The following is a 19,251-nucleotide window of genomic DNA, read 5'->3' as shown; positions in this document are numbered from 1 at the left end:
CGGCTCAGGCCGCGACTTCGTGTCCGTTGCTGCTGTCCGCGTCGGCCGCGCCGCCGCAGACGTCGCGCCACATGGCGTAGATCACGCCGAACATCACCACGTACACCGCGACCATCGCCGCGAAGTACAGCGGCGCCGCCAGCACCATGCCCAGCGCCGGGTTGATGAACGAGCCCAGCGCCATCAGCAGCGCGACGGCGAGCGCGAGCACGAACACCGCGACCAGTCCGACCACCAGCACCGCGACGGTCAGGACCAGCAGCGGCAACAGGTTCTTCAGCGCACCCAGCAGGCCGTCGGCCAGCGACTGGCCCACGCTCGCGCGACCCAGCGCGGCCTGGCCCAGGGCGAGCGAATACACCCCGTTGAAGAACACGCCGACGATGAACAGCAGCGCGAACAGCGTACCGGTGCCGCTCGGCAACGCCGGGATCACCGGCGTCTCGCCGGGCTCCGCCGACTCCAGCGCCTCCATCACCACCGCCATCTCGGCGAAGAAGTCGCCGCCGAACGCCAGCGCGATGGCACCGAACAGCAGCAGCCCGACCACGATCACCACCAGCAGGACCGCGATCACCCGGCCCGCGCCCTGGCCGGCCTGGAACACCTGGAAGATCGAGGTGGCATGCACCGGCGCGCCGGACTCGTTGGCGTGCAGCAGGCGCAGGTAGCCGGCGAACAGCGGGCCCATCACCACCAGCGAGTACAGCACCGAGAAACCCAGCAGCGCCATGGTCGCCTGCGCGCTGACCGCGCCCATGCCGCCCTGCACCACGATCTGCACCAGGGTGGGCACCAGCGCCACCAGCATCAGCAGCGCGGCGCCGCCAAACACGGCCTTCGGGTTGCCGCCCCCCTGGTTGATCGCCTGTTTCAGCCAGCTGAAACCCGCAACCGGGCCCATCGCGCGCGTGGTCATGCCGTTCCCCGTCATAAGCGTGTCCGTGGCGGTCGCCACGCAGGCGACATTCTACTGGACGGCCGCCTACCCGACGGCCCCGCCGCGACGCGCGTGGCGCACGAAGCGGCGCAGCACATCGCGGGCCCGCGGCGCGGCACGCACGGCGTCGCGCACCGCGACCGGATCGTGGCCCTCGCCGGCCAGCGCATCGCGGCGCGCTTCGATGTAGCCGCGCATGTGGGTGCCGCTGAACTCGGGGTGGAACTGCACGCCCCAGGCCGCGTGGCCCCAGCGGAACGCGTGGCAGTCGTCGAGCGCGGACGCAGCCAGCACGGTCGCGCCTTCCGGCGGCGCCAGCACGCTCTGCAGGTGCGTGGCCTGGGCGCAGATCCGCGGCGGGAGGCCGGCGAACAGCGGGTCGTGGGCAGCATCCGGGTGCAGGTCGAGCGCGACGGTGCCCATCTCGCGGCCGCGCGGGTTGTCGCCGACCTCGCCGCCCAGCGCATGCGCGAGCAGCTGGTGGCCATAGCAGATGCCGAACACCGGGGCGCCGTCGCGCGCCGCCTCGCCCAGCCATGCGGCGCTGCGTTCGCTCCAGTCTTCGCGATGGCTGACCATCGCGCCGGATCCGGTGACCAGGACCCCGGCATAGCCGCGGTGCGACGGCGGCCTGGCGCCGGCCTGCACGTCGACCACCCTCACCTCGTCGCGTTCGAGGCCGGCCGCGGTGCGGATCCAGTGCGCGAAACTGCCGTGGCGGCGCATCGACGCGACCGGGCGGCCGGTTTCGAGGACCAGGAAGGGGGCGTGGCGGCGACTCATCGGCAATGATCCATGGACACGCCGCTATTCGCGCGGCGGCAGCACCGAGACGACCTCGGCAATCGTGGTGAGGCCCTGCGCAACCTTCTCCGCGCCGGCCATGCGCAGCGTGCGCAGGCCCTCCGCGGCACCGGCGCGGGCGAAGCCGGCGAGGTCCATGTCGGCGCTGATCTTCGCGCGCAGCGCGGGCGACACCGGCATCAGCTCGTACAGCCCGACGCGTCCGTAGTAGCCGGTGTTGCGGCACTCAAGGCAACCGACCGGCCCGAAGGGCGTGCCCTCGGGGATGCGCGCGCCCTCGCCGAGCAGCGCGCGCCAGTCGTCGGCGGGCACTTCCGCCGGCGCCTTGCAGTGCGGGCACAGCGTGCGCACCAGGCGCTGCGCCAGCACGCCGTTGAGCGTGGACGCGATCAGGTAATGCGGCAGCCCCAGGTCGAGCAGGCGCGTAACCGCCGACGGCGCGTCGTTGGTGTGCAGCGTGGACAGCACCAGGTGGCCGGTGAGCGAGGCCTGCACCGCCATCTGCGCGGTGTCGAGGTCGCGGATCTCGCCGATCATGATGATGTCCGGGTCCTGGCGCAGCAGCGTGCGCACGCCCTGCGCGAAGCCGAGGTCGATCGCGTTGTGCACCTGCATCTGGTTGAGCTCGGGCGCGATCATCTCGATCGGGTCCTCGACGGTGCACACGTTGAGGTCCGGCGTGGCCAGGCGCTTGAGCGTGGAATACAGCGTGGTGGTCTTGCCCGAGCCGGTCGGGCCGGTGACCAGCACGATGCCGTGCGGACGCGTGGTGAGGTCGTTCCAGGCCGCGGCCTCGCCGGCATCGAAGCCCAGCGCCTCGAGCGGCTTGAACGCGGTGTCCGGGTCGAAGATGCGCAGCACGCACTTCTCGCCAAACGCGGTGGGCATGGTCGACAGGCGCATCTCGACTTCGCGCCCGCCCGGCGAGCGCGTCTTGATGCGCCCGTCCTGCGGGCGCCGGCGCTCGGCCAGGTCCATGCGCCCGAGCACCTTGACCCGGCTCACCACGCCCACCATCACCGGCGGCGGCAGTTCGAACACCTTGTGCAGCACGCCGTCGATGCGGAACCGCACCTGGCTGGCCTCGCGCCGCGGCTCGAGGTGGATGTCGCTGGCGCGCTGCTCGTAGGCGTACTGCAGCAGCCAGTCGACGATGTGCACCACGTGCTGGTCGTCGGCGTTGACGTCGCCGGCACGGCCCAGCTCGACCAGCTGCTCGAAGCTCGGCAGGCCGGCATCACCGCCCTCGCGCGTGTCGCGTGCGCCGCGCACCGAACGCGTGACGCCGTGGAATTCCATGGCGTAGCGGCCGATATCCAGCGGATTGGCCACCACCAGCGAGACTTCGCGGCGCAGCAGGCGCTGCAGGTCCGGCAGCCAGGCGGTGTCCAGCGGCTCGCTGGTCGCGAGCACCGCGTGGGTCGGGGTGACTTCGACGGCCAGGATGCGATGGCGGCGCGCGTACGCCTGCGACACCAGCGCCGTGGTCACGGCCACGTCGACCCGGGTCGGATCGATGCGCAGGTAGGGCAGCCCGCAGGCACCGGCGAGCCACTGCGACAGGCGCTCCAGGCTGAGGTCGGTGCCCACCGGCACGCGCGCGGGCAGCTTGAGGTTGGCGAGCAGCACCAGCGGATGGATGCCGTCCAGCGCGCGGGCCTGGCGCGATGCGATGCGTGCGCGCCCGGCATCGTCCTCGGCGAGCAGGCCGTCGGCGACCAGCGCGGCAAGCACCGGTTCCAGCGCCAGGCGGCCGCGCGGCAGGCGCGTGGGCGAAGGCGTGGCGTGGTCGCGTATTGGAGTAGGCGGCTGCAACATCGCTCCGGCATCCGCATGGGGGCGTGCGGGGGCGCCGCTATACTAGCGCGCCCCGCCACGCGGCCTTTCCACGGGCACCGAACGCGCATGACCGCACCGACCTTCCAGCAGCTGATCCAGCGGCTCAACGAATTCTGGGCCGCGCAGGGCTGCGTGCTGATCCAGCCGCTCGACCTGGAGGTGGGTGCCGGCACCTTCCATCCCGCGACCTTCCTGCGCTCGCTGGGCCCCGAGCCGTGGAACGCCGCCTACGTGCAGCCCTGCCGCCGCCCGACCGACGGCCGCTACGGCGAGAACCCCAACCGCCTGCAGCGCTACTACCAGTACCAGGTGGCGATGAAGCCCAGCCCCGACAACATCGTCGAGCTGTACTTCGATTCGTTGAAGAGCCTGGGCGTGGATCCGCTGGTGCACGACCTGCGCCTGGTCGAGGACAACTGGGAGTCGCCGACACTCGGCGCCTGGGGCCTCGGCTGGGAAGTCTGGCTCAACGGCATGGAGGTCACCCAGTTCACCTGGTTCCAGCAGGCCGGTGGCATGGAGTGCCGTCCGGTGCTCGGCGAGATCACCTACGGCCTCGAACGCCTGTGCATGTACCTGCAGAACGTCGACAACGTGTTCGACATCGTGTGGACGCACGGCCCCGACGGCACGCCGGTGACCTACCGCGACGTCTACCACCAGAACGAAGTCGAGCAGAGCACCTACAACTTCGAGCACGCCGACGTCGCCGAGCTGTTCCACCGCTTCGACGCCTGCGAGGCCGAGGCGCTGAAGCTCGTCGCGCTCGACCTGCCGTTGCCGGCCTATGAGCAGGCGATGAAGGCCAGCCACAGCTTCAACATGCTCGACGCGCGCCGCGCGATCAGCGTCACCGAGCGCCAGCGCTACATCCTGCGCGTGCGCCGGCTGTCGCAGGCGGTGGCCGAGAGCTACCACGCACAGCGCGAGAAGCTCGGCTTCCCGGGCCTCAAGCAGGCCCCGGCTTCGGCCGCCTGACGCACCAAGGCACAGCAATGACCGATACCGCCCCGCTGCTCATCGAACTCGGCACCGACGAACTCCCGGTCGCCGCGCTGCCCGGCCTGGCCCAGGCGTTCCTCGCCGGCGTGCAGGACGCGCTGGCGCGCCGCGGCATCGCCTTCGCCGCCGACGCGCGACCGCTGTACTCGCCGCGGCGCATCGCCGCGCTGCTCGACGGCGTGGCCGTGCTGCAGCCCGAGCAGGCCAGCGAGGTGCTGGGGCCATACGTCAACATCGCGCTCGACGCCGACGGCCAGCCGACGCGCGCGCTGCAGGGCTTCGCGCAGAAGGCCGGCGTGGACTGGACCGCGCTCGAGCGCACCAGCGACCAGAAGGGCGAGCGGTTCGTGCACCGCGCGGTCACGCCGGGCGCTGCCACCCGCGACCTGCTGCCCGCGGTGCTCGCCGACGCCATCGCCGCGATGCCGATCCCCAAGCCCATGCGCTGGGGCGCGCACGGCCACGCCTTCGCGCGACCGGTGCATTGGCTGGTGGTGCTGCTCGGCGACCAGGTCGTGCCCGCCGCGGCCTTCGGCGCCAGCGCCGACCGCATGAGCCGCGGCCACCGCTTCATGCACGACAAGCCGGTGTGGATCGGCCAGCCCGGCGACTACGTCGACGCCATGCGCGCCGCCAAGGTGCTGGTGGATCCGGTGGAGCGCCGCGCGCGCATCGTCGCCGAGGTCGAGGCCGCGGCCGCCGCGGCCGGCGGCCGCGCGCGCATCGAGCCGGGCAACCTGGCCCAGGTGGAATGCCTGGTGGAGTGGCCGAAGGCGGTCGCGTGTTCGTTCGACGCCGGCTTCCTGGCAGTGCCGCATGAAGCGCTGATCGCGACCATGGAAGCCAACCAGAAGTTCTTCCCGGTGCTCGACGCCGACGGCCGCCTCGGCGAACACTTCATCGGCATCGCCAACATCGAATCGAAGGACGAGGCCGAGATCCGCAAGGGCTACGAGCGCGTGATCCGCCCGCGCTTCGCCGACGCGCGCTTCTTCTTCGTCGAAGACATGAAGCAGGGCCTGGCATCGATGAATGCCGGCCTCGCGGGCGTGACCTACCAGGCGCGTCTCGGCAGCGTGGCCGACAAGGCCGCGCGCGTGGCGGCGCTGGCGCGCGACATCGCGGCGCCGGTCGGCGTCGATCCGGAACTCGCGGCGCGCGCGGCGCTCCTGTCCAAGGCCGACCTGCAGTCGCGCATGGTCAACGAGTTCCCCGAGCTGCAGGGCATCGCCGGTCGCTATTACGCGATGCAGGACGCGTCGCTCGAAGACCTCGCGCACGACGACCGCCTCGCGCTGGCCCACGCCATCGACGAGGCCTGGCAGCCGCGCCACGCCGGTGACGCCATCGCGCCGTCGCCGGCGGGCCGGGTGCTGGCGATCGCCGAGCGCCTCGACACCCTGGCCGGCGGCTTTGCCGCGGGCCAGAAGCCGACCGGCAACAAGGATCCGTTCGCGCTGCGCCGCGCCGCGCTCGGCCTGGCGCGGACCGTGATCGAAAGCGGGCTGGAGCTCGACCTGCCGGCGCTGGCCGCGATCGCGGCGCGCCACGTGGTCGCCGGCATCGCCGCGGTCGACGCCGCACAGCTGGCTGCCAGGGCCGACGCGGGCGGCGACACGGCCAAGGCCGGCAAGCCCGCCGCGCCTCCGCCGGCGCCGGACGCGTTGGCCACGGAGCTCTACGACTTCATCCTCGACCGCCTTCGCGGCTACTACGCCGACCGCGGCGTGCCGCCGCAGCACTTCGCCGCGGTGGCCGAGTTGCGCCCGGCGTCGCTGCGCGACTTCGACCGCCGCGTCGCTGCCATCGGCACGTTCGCGGCGCTGCCCGAGGCCGAGGCGCTGGCCGCCGCCAACAAGCGCATCGGCAATATCCTGAAGAAGGCCGAGGGCACCCGCCCCGACCATGTCGATGTGGCGCTGCTCGCCGAGCCCGCCGAGCGCGCGCTGGCCGAAGCGGTCACCGCCGCCGAAGCCGATACCGCGCCGGCGCTGGCCAACGGCGACTACGTCACGGCACTGGCGCGCCTGGCACGCCTGCGCCCGCAGGTGGACGCGTTCTTCGACGAGGTGATGGTGAACGTCGACGACGCCGCGCTGCGCGCCAATCGCCTCGCGCTGCTTGGCCGGCTGTCGGCCCGCCTGGGCGCCGTGGCGGCGATCGAGCATCTGTCGTCCTGATGCAGGCAGCACCGCGGTGCCGCCGGGCACTGCGGTTGCGGCGCATGCGCCGTTAATCGCGGCTTGACGCCGGACCGGTATCCTCGCGCGATGCATCCAGCCTCCCGCGCCGCCATCGCCGTCGTCCTGTTGTCGATCGGCGGCCTTGCTCATGCGGTGAAGGTGTCGTCGGTCGAGATCCGCGGCCTGGACGACGAGCTCGAGGACAACGTGCGCACTTCGCTGTCGCTGAGCGGCGCGATCGGCAGCGAGGTCACGCCACGGCGCCTCGGCTACATGCTGCGCGCCGCCGGCGACGAGGCGCGCGAGGCGCTGGAACCGTTCGGCTACTACTCGCCGCGGATCGTGGTGGAGCGCGAGCGCGACGGTGCCCGCCGGGTCGTGCTGGATACCGCCGCCGCGCCCGAAGACGATGCCGAGCGCGCGGCCGCGGTGACGCGCGAGGTGCGCGCCCCGGGCGCGGGCGGCGCCGACAGCCGCGGACCGGTCGCGGTGGTGATCACCATCGAGCCCGGCGAACTGGTGCGCGTGCGCCGCGCCGACATCGCCATCCTCGGCGACGGCCACGACGACCGGTACCTGGAAGAGGAGATCGACGCCTTCCTGCCGCGCGAAGGCTCGGTCTTCCACCACCCGACCTATGAATCCAGCAAGACGCGCATCAGCCGCCGCCTCGCCGAGCGCGGCTACTTCGACGCCGATTTCTCCGCGCGCCGGGTGGCGGTGACCCGCGCCGAGCACGCCGCCGACATCGAGCTGGTGTGGACCAGCGGCGCGCGCTACGACATGGGCGCGACGCGCTTCCTGCAGGAGCCCAAGGCGGTCGTGCGCAACGACCTGCTCGAGCGCCTGGTGTACTGGGACGAGGGCGACTATTACCACCAGGGCCGCCTGGACCGGCTGCGCACCTCGCTGGCGCGGCTGGACTATTTCAGCCGCATCGACATCCAGCCGCGCATCGAGGAGGCGGTGGACGGCGAGGTGCCGGTGGACGTGACGCTCACGCCCGCCAAGCGCGACGTCTACACCGCCGGCCTGTCGTACGGCACCGACAGCGGGCCGGGCGTGCGCCTCGGGCTGGAGCGCCGCTACGTCAACGACCGCGGCCACAAGGCGCTGGCGCAGCTCGACTACGCACGCAAGCGCAAGACGCTCACCATGCAGTACCGCATCCCGGCGTTCCTGTGGCTCGACGGCTGGTATACCGCCAGCCTGCAGGCGGCCGACGAGCAGACCGACTACATCGACACCCGCCGCATCGAATTCGTCGCCAGCCGCAGCGGCCAGTACAACCGCAACCTCAACCTGGTCGCCTCGATGCACGCGCTGCGCGAGCGCTGGGCCTACCAGTACGAGGACGACAACGACCCCGACACGCCGGCGCTGTACCGCTACGCCACCTTCACCTATCCCTCGCTGCGCGCCAGCTACGTGGACCTCGACGACACGCTGTTCCCGCGCAGCGGCTACAGCGGCCACCTGTTGTTGCGCGGCGGCGCCGAAGGGCTGGGCTCGGAGGCGAGCTTCGCCCAGGTGCACGCCCGCGCGCACTGGTACCTGGGCTTCGGCGAGCTCGACCGGCTGATCCTGCGCGGCGAGTTCGGCCGCACGTCCACCAGCGCGCTGGTCGACATGCCGCCCAGCCTGCGTTTCTACGCCGGCGGCGACAACAGCATCCGCGGCTACGAATGGCGCGAGGTCGGTCCGCGCGTGGTGGATGCCGATGACGACAGCTTCGCGCTCGGCGCGCGCCACGTGTTCACCGCCAGCGCCGAGTACGAGCATTACTTCGACGGCAGCTGGGGCGTGGCCGCGTTCGTCGACACCGGCAGCGCCTACGACGGTTCACCCGACATCCGCACCGGCGTCGGCATCGGCCTGCGCTGGCGTTCGCCGGTCGGGCCGCTGAGGTTCGACGTCGCGCGCGGCCTGGACGATCCGGACTCGCCGTTCACCCTGCACCTCAACATCGGCGCCGACCTGTGATGGCGCACGCGCAGCAGCCGGGCGAGGACGAGCGCGAGGCGCGCATCGCCGAACTGCGCGCGCGCCGCCGCGCGCGGATGCGCGTGCTGGCGCGGCGCAGCGCGATCGGCACCGCCGCGCTGGTCGCGCTGCTGCTGGTGGCGGGCTACTGGCTGCTGTCGACGCTCGGCGGCCGTGATTTCCTGCTCGCCCAGGTGGTGGCGCGGCTGCCGGCCGGCACCACGCTCACCTGGCGCGCCGCCGAAGGCCCGGCGTCCGGGCCGCTGACCATGCAAGACGTGGTGTTCGAGCAGCTGGTGTGCCCGGACGTCGACGGCGAGCAGGCGCCCTACGGCAGCTGCGCCACGCCGCGTGCGCTGCGCTTCGCCGCGCGCCGGGTGACCCTGGACCCCGACATCCGCCCGCTGCTCGGCCGCCTGCTGCGCCTCGACCGCCTGGAGGTCGAAGACGCGGTGCTCGAGCTGCCGCCCGCCGACGACGAGCCGTTCTCGCTGCCGCAGTGGCCCGAGGTGCTGCCGCAGGTCAATCCGCCGCTCGGCCTGCAGGCGGACGCGATCGCGGTCGACGGCTTCCGCGTGCTGCGCGGCGGCGAGCCGCTGATCGACATCGCCTCGCTGCGCGGCGGCCTGGATGCACGGCGCGGCACGCTCCAGCTCGTCGACGTGGTGGTGGAGAGCGATCGCGGGCGCTTCACCGCCGGCGGCGAGTACGCGCCGGGCGACGACTACCGCATGGACCTGACCGCGTCCGCGCTGCTGCCGGCGCCCGTCGGCCGCACCCGGCCGCGCTTCGGGCTGGTGGCGCGCGGCGACGTGGCGGCGCTCGACATCGCGCTGACCGGCCACGCCCCGGCGCCGCTGCGCGCGCGGCTCACGCTGCGCGGGGCCGGCGCGCCGCGCTGGTCGTTCAGCGCGGCCAGCGAACAACTCGACCTGGCGCTGCTGGCCGGCACCGGCACCGGCACCCGCGACGCGCCGCTGTCGTTCGACGTGCGCGCCGACGGCACCGGCGGTGCCGCGACGCTGCAGGGGCGGCTGGCACAGGGCACGCTGCGCGCGGTGCTGCAGCCATCGCAGCTGCGCCTGGAAGAACAGGTACTGGCATTCGAGCCGCTGGTGCTGGACGTGTTCGACGGCCGCGTGACCGTCACCGGACGCGGCGACTTCAAGGATCCGCAGGCGGCGACATTCCGCTACGCGGTGATCGCCCGCGGGCTGTCGTGGGCGCCGACACCCGAAGACGGCGCCAGCGCCGACCCCGCGGCCACCGTGCGCGGCGATGCCGACTTCGGCATCGCCGGGCGCACCGACGCCTGGGCGTTGGTGGGTACGGCGGCACTCGAGCGCGGCGCGCAGTCCGCGGAACTGGAGCTCAAGGGCCGCGGCGACCACGCCCGCATGCAGCTGCAGACACTGCGCGCGACCATGCCCGGCGGACGCCTCGACGGCAGCGGCGACGTGACCTGGGCGCCAGCGCTGGGCTGGACGCTGGACGCCACCCTGGCCGGCTTCGACCCCGGCTACTTCGTGCCGGATTTCGACGGCGCCATCGACGGCCGCATCGCCAGCACCGGCACCACCCGCGACGACGGCGGCCTGGACATCAGCGTCGACGCCCGCGACCTCGGCGGCCAGCTGCGCGGCCGGCGCCTGGCGGGCAGCGCGCGCTTCGCGATGCAGGGCGCCGCGACCGCGGCCGATGTCGCGCGCTTTGAAGGCGAGGCCGCGCTGACCGTCGGCGCCAGCCGCATCGACGCCAGCGGCCGCCTCACCGACACCATCACCGTCGATGGCGCGCTCAGCCCGCTGCGGCTCGACGACCTGCTGCCCGGCGCGTCCGGCCAGCTGCGCGGCACGTTCGCGGTCAGCGGCCCGCGCGCCGCGCCCGACATCCGCGCCGACCTCACCGGCGAGGGCCTGCGCCATGGCGATTACCGCGCCGACCGCCTGCGCCTGCAGGGCCACCTGCCCTGGCGTGGCCGCGGCGGCGAGCTCGCCATCGATGCCGGCGGGCTGCAGGCCGGCATCGCCTTCGACACCCTGGCGGTGCGCGCGCGCGGCGCGGTCGAAGACCTCGAGTTCGGCGCCGACGCGCAGGGCGAGATCGGTCGGCTCGCGCTCGCCGGCAGCGCGCAGCGTGGCGGCAATGGCCTGTGGCGCGGCGCGCTTGCATCGCTGGATGCCGCGCCGGCGCGTGGTGCCAGCTGGCGCCTGCAGGCACCGGCCACCTTCGCCCAGCAGGCCGGCAGCCGCTGGACGCTGTCGCGCACCTGCCTGGCGTCCACGGCCGGCGGCAACCTCTGCGCCAGCGCCGACTGGCCGCGCCAGGGGCTGGCGGTCAGCGGCGAGGGCCTGCCGCTGGCGCTGGCGCTGCCCTATCTGCCGGAGCAGGACAACGGCCGCCCCTGGGCGCTGGACGGCAGCATCGACCTCGATGGCCGGCTGCGGCCGGCAGGCCGCGCCTGGCAGGGCCATGTCGACCTCACCTCGGCGAGTGGCGCGCTGCGCACGCGGCCCGGCGCGCGGCGCAGCGTGCTGTCGTACGAAGGCCTGGCGCTCGCGGCGCGATTCGACGCCAACCGCATCGACGCCACGCTCGGCAGCGCGTTCAACGGCGACGGCCGGATCGACGCGCGCATGCGCACCGGCTGGGATGCCTACGCGCCGCTCGACGGCGAGATCGCGCTGGCCACCAGTGAACTCACCTGGATGGAAGTTTTCTCGCCGGACATCGTCTCGCCCACCGGCAAGCTGGACGCCGACATCCGCCTTGGTGGCACGCGCGCGCAGCCGTCGCTCGGCGGCCAGGCCGCGCTGAGCGGATTCAACGCCGAGCTGCCGGCGCTCGCCATCGCGATCGTCGACGGCAGCGCGCGCCTGGACGCGCTGCCCGACGGCACGGCACGCATCACCGGCACGCTCGGCACCGGTGGCACGGGGCGCCTGGCGATCGACGGCAGCCTCGGCTGGCAGAGTGCGGACGCGCCGCTGGTGCTGCGCGTGCGCGGCAACGACGTGCTGGTCTCCGACACCCGCGACCTGCGCGCCGTGGCCAGCCCCGACATCGAGGTGCGCTATGCCGCGCGCCAGCCGCTGCGCGTCACCGGCACGGTCGGCGTGCCCAGTGCGCACATGGACCTGGAGCGCCTGAGCGACGGCGCGTCGGTCTCGCCCGACGTGGTCGTCCTCGACCCGGTGGACCCCGAGAAGGGACCGCCGATGGCGATGGAGCTCGACCTGTCGCTGGTGATGGGCGACGCCGTGACGCTCAACGGCTTCGGCCTGGAGGGCACGCTGGGCGGGCGCCTGCGCGTGCGCTCGCGTGCCGGCCGCGAGATGACCGGCGACGGCATGCTCGAGGTCGGTGGCAGCTACGAGGCCTACGGCCAGGAGCTCGACATCACCCGCGGGCGGCTGGAGTGGTCGAACACGCCGGTCGCCGACCCGGTGCTCGACATCCGCGCCGAGCGCCGCGTGGGCGACGTGACGGCGGGCATCGACGTCGACGGCCGCGCCTCGGCGCCGCGCGCGCGCGTCTGGACCGATCCCGCCAGCGACGAAGCCGAAGCCCTCGCCTACCTTGCGCTGGGCCGGCCGCTGTCGAGCCTCAGCGGCAGCCAGGCGCGCGACCTCGATGCCGCATCCGCCGCGCTCAATGCCGGCGGCAGCCTGCTGGCCGGCCAGCTGGGCAAGCAGATCGGCCTGGACGACGCCGGGGTGATGGAATCGCGCGCGCTGGGCGGCAGCGTGCTCGGCGTGGGCAAGCAGCTGTCGCCGCGCCTGTATGTCGGATTTGGCGTGTCGCTGCTCGGCACCGGCCAGGTACTGACGCTGAAGTACCTGCTGCGCCGCGGCTTCGACATCGAGATCGAATCGAGCACGCTGGAAAGCCGCGGCTCGATCAACTACCGCCACGAGCGCTGAAGCGGCGCCGCCGCGCGCGGCGAGGCCGCTGCGTCAGCGCGCGAGGACGCGTGCGCCGCGCAGCTGCGCCACGCCGTCGACGACGTCGGTCCACACCACATGCGCCACGCCGTTGGCGACCTGCAGCTGCGGGAAGCCCGTGCCGCGCCCGCGGCCAGCGACCTTCGCTACCTGCAGGCGCTGGTATTCGGTGGCGAGATCCGGCGAGCGGCGCGACAGCCACAGCGACTGCCCGTCGCCGTCCTCGCGCAGCCACAGCAGCCAGGCCTGGCCATCGCCGAGCGCGACATCGACGCGGCCCTGCACCGCTTCGCCGCGGTCGAGATCAACCGGCGCCGCGAACGTGGTGCCCGCATCATCGCTGTACGCGGCGCGCACCTGCGCCTCGCCGTCGGGCGCGGTGTACCAGGCCACCACCGCCGCATCGCCTTCGGCGGCCACGGCCGGGCCGTTGACCGGGCAGGCCGGCATGGTCCAGTTGTCGGCATGCACGCGCACGGGCGTCGTCCACGCATCACCGATCAGGCGCGTGGTCATGATGTCGCGCACTTCGCCGGCGGTGCGGCCGCGGTACACCAGCAGCGCGCCGCGCCCGGTCACTGCCACCGAGGTCTGGCAGCAATCGCAGACGCTGGCGTCGATCTCCGTGTCCAGCGTGCGACGCAGCGTGGGGCCATAAACGGCGGCGCGCAGGGTCATCGCACCGCCAGCTTCGGCGCCGTGGGCATGACCGGCGTCGCCACCAGCGGAGGCTTCCGCTGCAGCGGCGTCGGTCGCGGCCATCGCCGCGCCCGTCTTGCGGCCATCCAGCCAGGCGACGCCGACGCTGTCCTGCGCCTGCGGCCACAACGACACGAACCCGTGCTCGCTGGCGGTGCCGTCGTCGTGCGGGCTGAACGGCGTGCTCCAGCGCATGCCGCCGTCGCGCGAGTTGCTGAGGGCCACGTCGTAGGCGTGCGGCGCCGCGCCGTTCTTCTGCAGCCAGTGCGCCCACAGCGTGCCGTCGGCGGTGGCGGTGATGTGCGGCGTGTCGGCCCAGTTCACGACCATGCTCTGGCCGATGGCGATGGTGACCGGCGCGGTCTGCCAGCGCAGGTCGCCCGGGTGGTAGCTGGAGAACTGCAGGATGTGGCGGCGGCCGGGCTGCGAATTGGTCCACGCCAGCAGCAGGCGGCCATCGGCCGCGCGAGCGAGGTCCGGCAGCGCCGAGCCGGGCTGCGTCGCCGGCAGCGGCCAGTCCTCGACGACGTGCTCCACGGCGGGATCGACGCCGGCGGCGGGCGCGGCGGGCGCGGGGGTCTCGGCCCTGTCGCCACATCCGGCGGCAAGGCCCAGCACGGCAAGGGCGAGGATGGCGGTGCGCATGGCTGCAGCGTACCGTGGGCCACGCCATGTTCACCACCGTCGCCAGCTACAGCGATCCGCTCGAGGCGCACCTCGCCTGCGGGCTGCTGCAGGCCGAGGGCCTCGACGCACGCCTGGACGACACCGGCACCGCGATCGCCAACTGGGAGTGGCGGCTGGCGATCGGCGGCATGCGCCTGCGGGTGCCCGACGCCCAGGCGATCCATGCGCGCCGCGTGCTCGCCGAGCTCGATGCCGGCGCGTACGCGCTCGACACCGCCGAAGACGATGCCGCCGACGCGGCCGAAGCCGCAGCGGATGACGCGCGCCTGCTGCCACCCGACCGCGAATCCGTCTCCAGCCGCATCGCCTGGGCGGCGCTGATGCTGCTCGGCCTGCCGCTGCCATGGCGCCGGCGCCGCGGCGGTTCCGACGAGGTGGTGCGCAAGGCCTGAGCGGCCGGCGCTGTCAACGGGTTACGCGCTTCGGCGACGCGGGGGACAATCACCGGTCCGCGGCGATTTGCTGCCGCCTGCCTGCAGGACACGACGCTGGACATCACGCCCGCGCTCGCGCGCAAGATCGCCGCCACCATCGCCGACGAGATCGGTGCCCGCCCCGCCCAGGTCGACGCCGCCACCGCGCTGCTCGACGGCGGCGCGACCGTGCCGTTCATCGCGCGCTACCGCAAGGAGGCCACCGAGGGCCTCGACGACACCCAGCTGCGCGACCTCGAGGTCCGCCTGGCCTACCTGCGCGAGCTCGAGGAGCGGCGCGCGGCGATCCTGGCCAGCATCGACGAGCAGGGCAAGCTGAGCGACGAACTGCGCGCCGACATCGACGCCGCCGACAGCAAGGCGCGCCTGGAAGACCTGTACCTGCCCTACAAGCCCAAGCGCCGCACCCGCGCGCAGATCGCGCGCGAAGCCGGGCTGGAGCCGCTGGCCGACGGCCTGCTCGCCGACCCGACACAGGTGCCGGACGAGTTCGCACTCGGCTTCGTCGATGCCGACAAGGGCGTCGCCGATGCCAAGGCCGCGCTGGAAGGCGCGCGCGCGATCCTGATCGAGCGCTGGGGCGAGGACGCGGCGCTGATCGGCGAGCTGCGCGAATGGCTGTCCGCGCAGGGCGTGATCCGGTCGAAGGTGGCCGAGGGCAAGGAAGCCGCCGGCGAGAAGTTCCGCGACTACTTCGACCACGCCGAGCCGCTGGCGAAGATCCCCTCGCACCGGCTGCTGGCGCTGTTCCGCGGCCGCCGCGAGGAATTCCTGCAGATCGAGCTGGAACCCGGCAGCGATGTCGACGCCGGCAACGCCTACGCCGAGGGCCGCGTCGCGCTGCGCGCCGGCATCCGCGCGGCGGGACGTGCCGCCGACGCCTGGCTGCTCAACGCCTGCCGCCTGGCATGGCGCGCCAAGCTGCAGCTGCACCTGATGCTCGACCTGTTCGCGCAGGCGCGCGAGAAGGCCGAGGCCGAAGCGATCACGGTGTTCGGCGACAACCTCAAGGACCTGCTGCTGGCGGCGCCGGCCGGGCCGAAGGCGGTGCTCGGCATCGACCCGGGCATCCGCACCGGCTGCAAGATCGCGGTGGTCGACGCCACCGGCAAGCTGGTCGCCACCGACACCATCTATCCGCACGAGCCGCGCAAGCAGTGGGACCAGTCGGTGCACGTGCTGCGCAAGCTATGCGCCGAGCATGGCGTGCAGCTGGTCGCGATCGGCAACGGCACCGCCTCGCGCGAGACCGACCGGCTCGCCGCCGACGTCATGAAGGCCGCGCCGGAACTGAAGCTGCAGAAGATCGTGGTCAGCGAGGCCGGCGCGTCGGTGTATTCGGCATCGGAGACCGCGGCCCGTGAGTTCCCCGGCCTGGACGTGTCGATCCGCGGCGCGGTGTCGATCGCACGGCGGCTGCAGGATCCGCTCGCCGAACTGGTCAAGATCGAGCCCAAGGCGATCGGTGTCGGCCAGTACCAGCACGACGTCGACCAGTACCGGCTTGCGCGCGCGCTGGATGCGCGCGTCGAGGACTGCGTCAACGCGGTCGGCGTGCACGTCAACACCGCGTCCGGCGCACTGCTCGCGCGCGTCGCGGGGCTGTCGACCACGGTGGCCGACAACATCGTCGCGCACCGCGACGCCAACGGACCGTTCAAGCGCCGCAAGGACCTCTTGAAGGTGCCGCGCCTGGGCGAGAAGACCTTCGAGCAGTGCGCCGGCTTCCTGCGCATCGCCGACGGCGACGAACCGCTCGATGCCTCCGCCGTGCATCCCGAGGCGTATCCGGTGGTCGAGCGCATGGTGCAGGCCTGCGGCCGCGAGGTGAAAGCGCTGATCGGCGATGCCGCCTTCGTGCGCACGCTCAAGCCCGCACAGTTCACCGACGCGCGCTTCGGCGAGCCGACCGTGCGCGACATCCTCGGCGAGCTGGAAAAGCCGGGCCGCGACCCGCGTCCGGAGTTCAAGGCGGCGACCTTCGCCGACGGCGTCGAGGACATCAGGGACCTGCGCGTGGGGATGATCCTCGAGGGCGTGGTGAGCAACGTCGCCGCGTTCGGTGCCTTCGTCGACATCGGCGTGCACCAGGACGGGCTGGTGCACATCTCCGCGCTGGCGGACCGCTACGTGAAGGACCCGCGGGAGGTGGTCAAGGCCGGCGACATCGTGAAAGTGAAGGTGCTGGAGGTCGACGTGGCCCGCAAGCGCATCGCGCTGACGCGGCGGCTGGATGATGCGCCGGCGCCGCGCGAGGAACGGCAGGACGCGCGCCGCGATGGCGGTGCCCGCGATCCGCGCTCGCGCACGGGTGGTGGCCCGCGCGGCGCTGGCGGACCCGGGAATGGTCCACGCAGCGGCGCCCCGCGCGCGGACGCCCCGCCCGCGAACAGCGCACTGGCCGACGCCTTTTCCCGCGCGAAGCGCAGCTGAGGATTTCGGCCTCCGGCCGCGTCGGCCCGCCACGCCGGACGTGGCGGGGCGCGACGCGTGCACGCTGCTGGCACGCCATGTTCAGCGCGGCGGAACCTTCGCCCGGGCGCTGCGTGGGACAATGGCGGGCGATGAAAACGCTCCATCCCGTCCCAGACTGCGACCCGCGCCCGGTGCCGCCCGAGCCGCCGCTCCCCAGCGACTGCTGCGACAGCGGCTGCGACCCGTGCGTGAATGACAGCTACAGCGAAGAGCTGCAGTTCTACCGCGAGCAGCTTGCACGCTGGCTCGAGCGCCACCCCGACGCCGGCTGACGGCGGCGTATCAGCGCCTGATGGCGCGGCGCCGCGCCATGCGCGACCTGCGCCTGATTGATCCGGGTCAAGGCCCCGCGGCCAGCGGGTATCCATACTTCTCCACGATCCGGCGCAGCCTGTTTCCGCCCTGCCCCGGCACCCGCATGGCCTGGAGATCGACAACGTGCACGCGATTCAAGGCCGGCTCACCCGGCGAACCCCGTCGCGCCACGCCGGACGCACTGCGCTGGCGCTCGCCCTGGCGCTCGCCGCGGGCGGCGCGCAGGCCAGCGACGCGTGGCAAACCAGCGGCGACGTCCGCTTCGGCTACGTCGGCTCCGAAACGCGCGCCCGCAGCGGCGCCACCACCGACGCCGACAGCGTCCGCGCCAGGGTGCGCTTCCGCGTGCGCGGCGACCTCGGCGGCGACTGGCACGCCAGCGGCCGCGTGGCCGCGCGCCTCGACAGCGAACAGGACGACGCGGAGTTCTGGATGCGGGCCTACGCGCCCGGCCCCGCCGGGCTCGAGGACGGCCAGGCGACCATCGACGAGGCCTACCTGGAATACCGCCCCGCGGAATCTCCCTGGAGCCTGCGTCTGGGCCGCTTCCAGGCCGCGTTCGCCATCGACGACATCATGAAGAAGTCGCTGGACCAGAACGACAGCACCAACTTCGACATCACCTGGACCGATGGCGCCTGGTGGCAGTGGCGGGGCCAGGACTGGACCACGCACGTGATCGCGCGGCACAACGACCGTCGCGGCCCCACCGGCGCGCTGCGCCGCCCGCTGGACTTCGCCGACGGCGGTTCGCGCGCCGGCCTGTTCGTAGCGGCGGAATCCAAGACGGCCGTCGGCCCCGTGGTGCAGCGCATGGTCACGCTGACCTGGCTGCCGTCCGCGCTGCGCACCAACGGCCTCGCCGACCCGGCGCTCGAGGACTACCTGGCGGTGACCGCCAAGGCCGCCGCCGAATGGCCGCTGGGCGACGGCGGCACCAGGTTCCGGCTCGGCGGCGAGATCGGCTGGGCGCCCGACACGCCGCGCCGCGAAGCGGTGAACTCCGGCACCGGCGAAGCCGACGCGCTGTCCTGGCAGGCCTCCTTCAGCTTCATGGACGTCCTGCCCGACCACGACTTCGGCCTCGTCTACGGGCGCGTGGCCGACGGCTGGCTGCTGTCGAGCGACTTCCGCCCCAACGACGAGCTGCTCGAGGCGCGCTGGGTGTGGCAGGCCTCGAAGGCCTGGCAGCTCGACGCGCGCATCCGCCGCCGCGAGGAGATCGACCTGCCGGCCAGCGCCGCCGGCCCGCGACGGGACGACGACGTGTATCTGCGGGCGACCTGGAAGTTCTGAGCGGCGCACACAACCTGCGTCGCGTGGACTGGTCGGCCGGCACCCGCAGCCGCGGATGCCGGCCGACCCTGGCAATGCGCGGCGTTATCCGCCGTTCTGCTGCGTGGTGGTGCGTGAACCCACCTGGATCCGGCGCGGGGTGGTTTCCGGCCGCTTCGGGATGACGATCTCGAGCACGCCGTGCTCGCCGCTCGCCGAGATGCGGTCCGGATCGGCGCTGTCGGGCAGTGCGAACCGGCGATGGAAAATGCCGTGGCTGCGCTCGATGCGCGAGAACTGCTCGCCTTCCTCGCGGGTCACGCTGCTGCGCTCGCCCTTCAGGGTGAGCAGCCCCTTGTCCATCTGGATCTCGATGTCCTTGGGGTCGACGCCGGGGATGTCGGCATAGAGCACGAAGCGGTCGTGTTCTTCCTTGATGTCGACGCGTGGCGCCCACTGGCTGGTGACCACCGACGATTCGTCGTTGCCGGTGTCGCCCATCAGGTTGCCGCCGAAGAGGCGGTCGAAGAGCTGGCCCATCGGGTCCTGGGCGCGAGGCCACTGGTCGCGCTGGCGGCTGATCTGGTTCATATGTCCTCCTCCGTTGTTGCAGGGCAGGCGCACCGGCCCACCACTGGCGGAGATAGGAACGGCGGAACCGTGATCAAGGT

Annotated in this window: 13 protein-coding genes; 8 read left to right on the top strand and 5 right to left on the bottom strand. The window is 72.9% G+C overall.

Annotated features, from left to right (window positions below):
• Positions 1-4 precede the first annotated feature (4 nt).
• The 3 genes from JHB91_RS10395 to JHB91_RS10385 form a co-directional block, all read right to left on the bottom strand.
• Entirely contained in the window at positions 5-919 is a 915-nt protein-coding gene (locus JHB91_RS10395) for a hypothetical protein (protein ID WP_199374071.1), read from the bottom strand.
• Positions 920-985: 66 nt separating this feature from the next.
• Positions 986-1,723, bottom strand: a complete 738-nt coding sequence (locus JHB91_RS10390; protein WP_199472815.1) for a glutamine amidotransferase — start codon at positions 1,721-1,723, stop codon at positions 986-988.
• Positions 1,724-1,747: 24 nt separating this feature from the next.
• Positions 1,748-3,562 (bottom strand): GspE/PulE family protein, encoded by a 1,815-nt coding sequence (locus JHB91_RS10385; protein ID WP_199472814.1) that lies wholly within the window; start codon positions 3,560-3,562, stop codon positions 1,748-1,750.
• Positions 3,563-3,649: 87 nt separating this feature from the next.
• On the opposite strand from JHB91_RS10385, the gene glyQ reads away from it, so the two are divergent.
• From glyQ to JHB91_RS10365, 4 genes are all read left to right on the top strand, one after another.
• Entirely contained in the window at positions 3,650-4,561 is a 912-nt protein-coding gene (gene glyQ / locus JHB91_RS10380) for a glycine--tRNA ligase subunit alpha (protein ID WP_199374077.1), read from the top strand.
• 17 nt (positions 4,562-4,578) lie between these two features.
• On the top strand, positions 4,579-6,765 hold the full coding sequence (gene glyS, locus JHB91_RS10375; RefSeq protein WP_199472813.1) for a glycine--tRNA ligase subunit beta: 2,187 nt from the start codon (positions 4,579-4,581) through the stop codon (positions 6,763-6,765).
• 90 nt (positions 6,766-6,855) lie between these two features.
• Positions 6,856-8,751, top strand: a complete 1,896-nt coding sequence (locus tag JHB91_RS10370) for an autotransporter assembly complex family protein (RefSeq protein ID WP_199472812.1) — start codon at positions 6,856-6,858, stop codon at positions 8,749-8,751.
• Positions 8,751-12,674 (top strand): translocation/assembly module TamB domain-containing protein, encoded by a 3,924-nt coding sequence (locus tag JHB91_RS10365; RefSeq protein ID WP_199472811.1) that lies wholly within the window; start codon positions 8,751-8,753, stop codon positions 12,672-12,674. Before JHB91_RS10370 ends, JHB91_RS10365 begins: the two co-directional genes overlap by 1 nt.
• A gap of 33 nt (positions 12,675-12,707) precedes the next feature.
• Here JHB91_RS10365 and JHB91_RS10360 read toward each other — a convergent pair whose 3' ends face one another.
• Complete coding sequence (locus JHB91_RS10360) at positions 12,708-14,039, bottom strand: exo-alpha-sialidase (protein ID WP_199472810.1); 1,332 nt, start codon at positions 14,037-14,039, stop codon at positions 12,708-12,710.
• A 26-nt stretch (positions 14,040-14,065) separates the two neighbouring features.
• On the opposite strand from JHB91_RS10360, the gene JHB91_RS10355 reads away from it, so the two are divergent.
• From JHB91_RS10355 to JHB91_RS10340, 4 genes are all read left to right on the top strand, one after another.
• Positions 14,066-14,473, top strand: coding sequence for a DUF2007 domain-containing protein (locus JHB91_RS10355; protein ID WP_199374086.1), 408 nt, complete (start codon positions 14,066-14,068; stop codon positions 14,471-14,473).
• A 102-nt stretch (positions 14,474-14,575) separates the two neighbouring features.
• Positions 14,576-16,948, top strand: a complete 2,373-nt coding sequence (locus tag JHB91_RS10350) for a Tex family protein (RefSeq protein ID WP_199473236.1) — start codon at positions 14,576-14,578, stop codon at positions 16,946-16,948.
• Positions 16,949-17,079: 131 nt separating this feature from the next.
• Positions 17,080-17,262 (top strand): oxidoreductase-like domain-containing protein, encoded by a 183-nt coding sequence (locus JHB91_RS10345; RefSeq protein ID WP_199472809.1) that lies wholly within the window; start codon positions 17,080-17,082, stop codon positions 17,260-17,262.
• Positions 17,263-17,428: 166 nt separating this feature from the next.
• Positions 17,429-18,601 carry a porin gene (locus tag JHB91_RS10340; RefSeq protein WP_199472808.1) on the top strand — a complete coding sequence of 391 codons (1,173 nt, stop codon included), beginning with the start codon at positions 17,429-17,431 and terminating at the stop codon, positions 18,599-18,601.
• 84 nt (positions 18,602-18,685) lie between these two features.
• Here JHB91_RS10340 and JHB91_RS10335 read toward each other — a convergent pair whose 3' ends face one another.
• Positions 18,686-19,171, bottom strand: a complete 486-nt coding sequence (locus JHB91_RS10335) for an Hsp20/alpha crystallin family protein (protein WP_199374092.1) — start codon at positions 19,169-19,171, stop codon at positions 18,686-18,688.
• Between the last annotated feature and the right edge of the window lie 80 nt (positions 19,172-19,251).

The organism is Luteimonas sp. MC1828 (genome assembly GCF_016461615.1).
In the GTDB taxonomy this organism is placed as follows: domain Bacteria; phylum Pseudomonadota; class Gammaproteobacteria; order Xanthomonadales; family Xanthomonadaceae; genus Luteimonas.
Note: the sequence above shows the minus strand (reverse complement) of the source record. Positions and strands in the feature narration are given on the sequence as shown.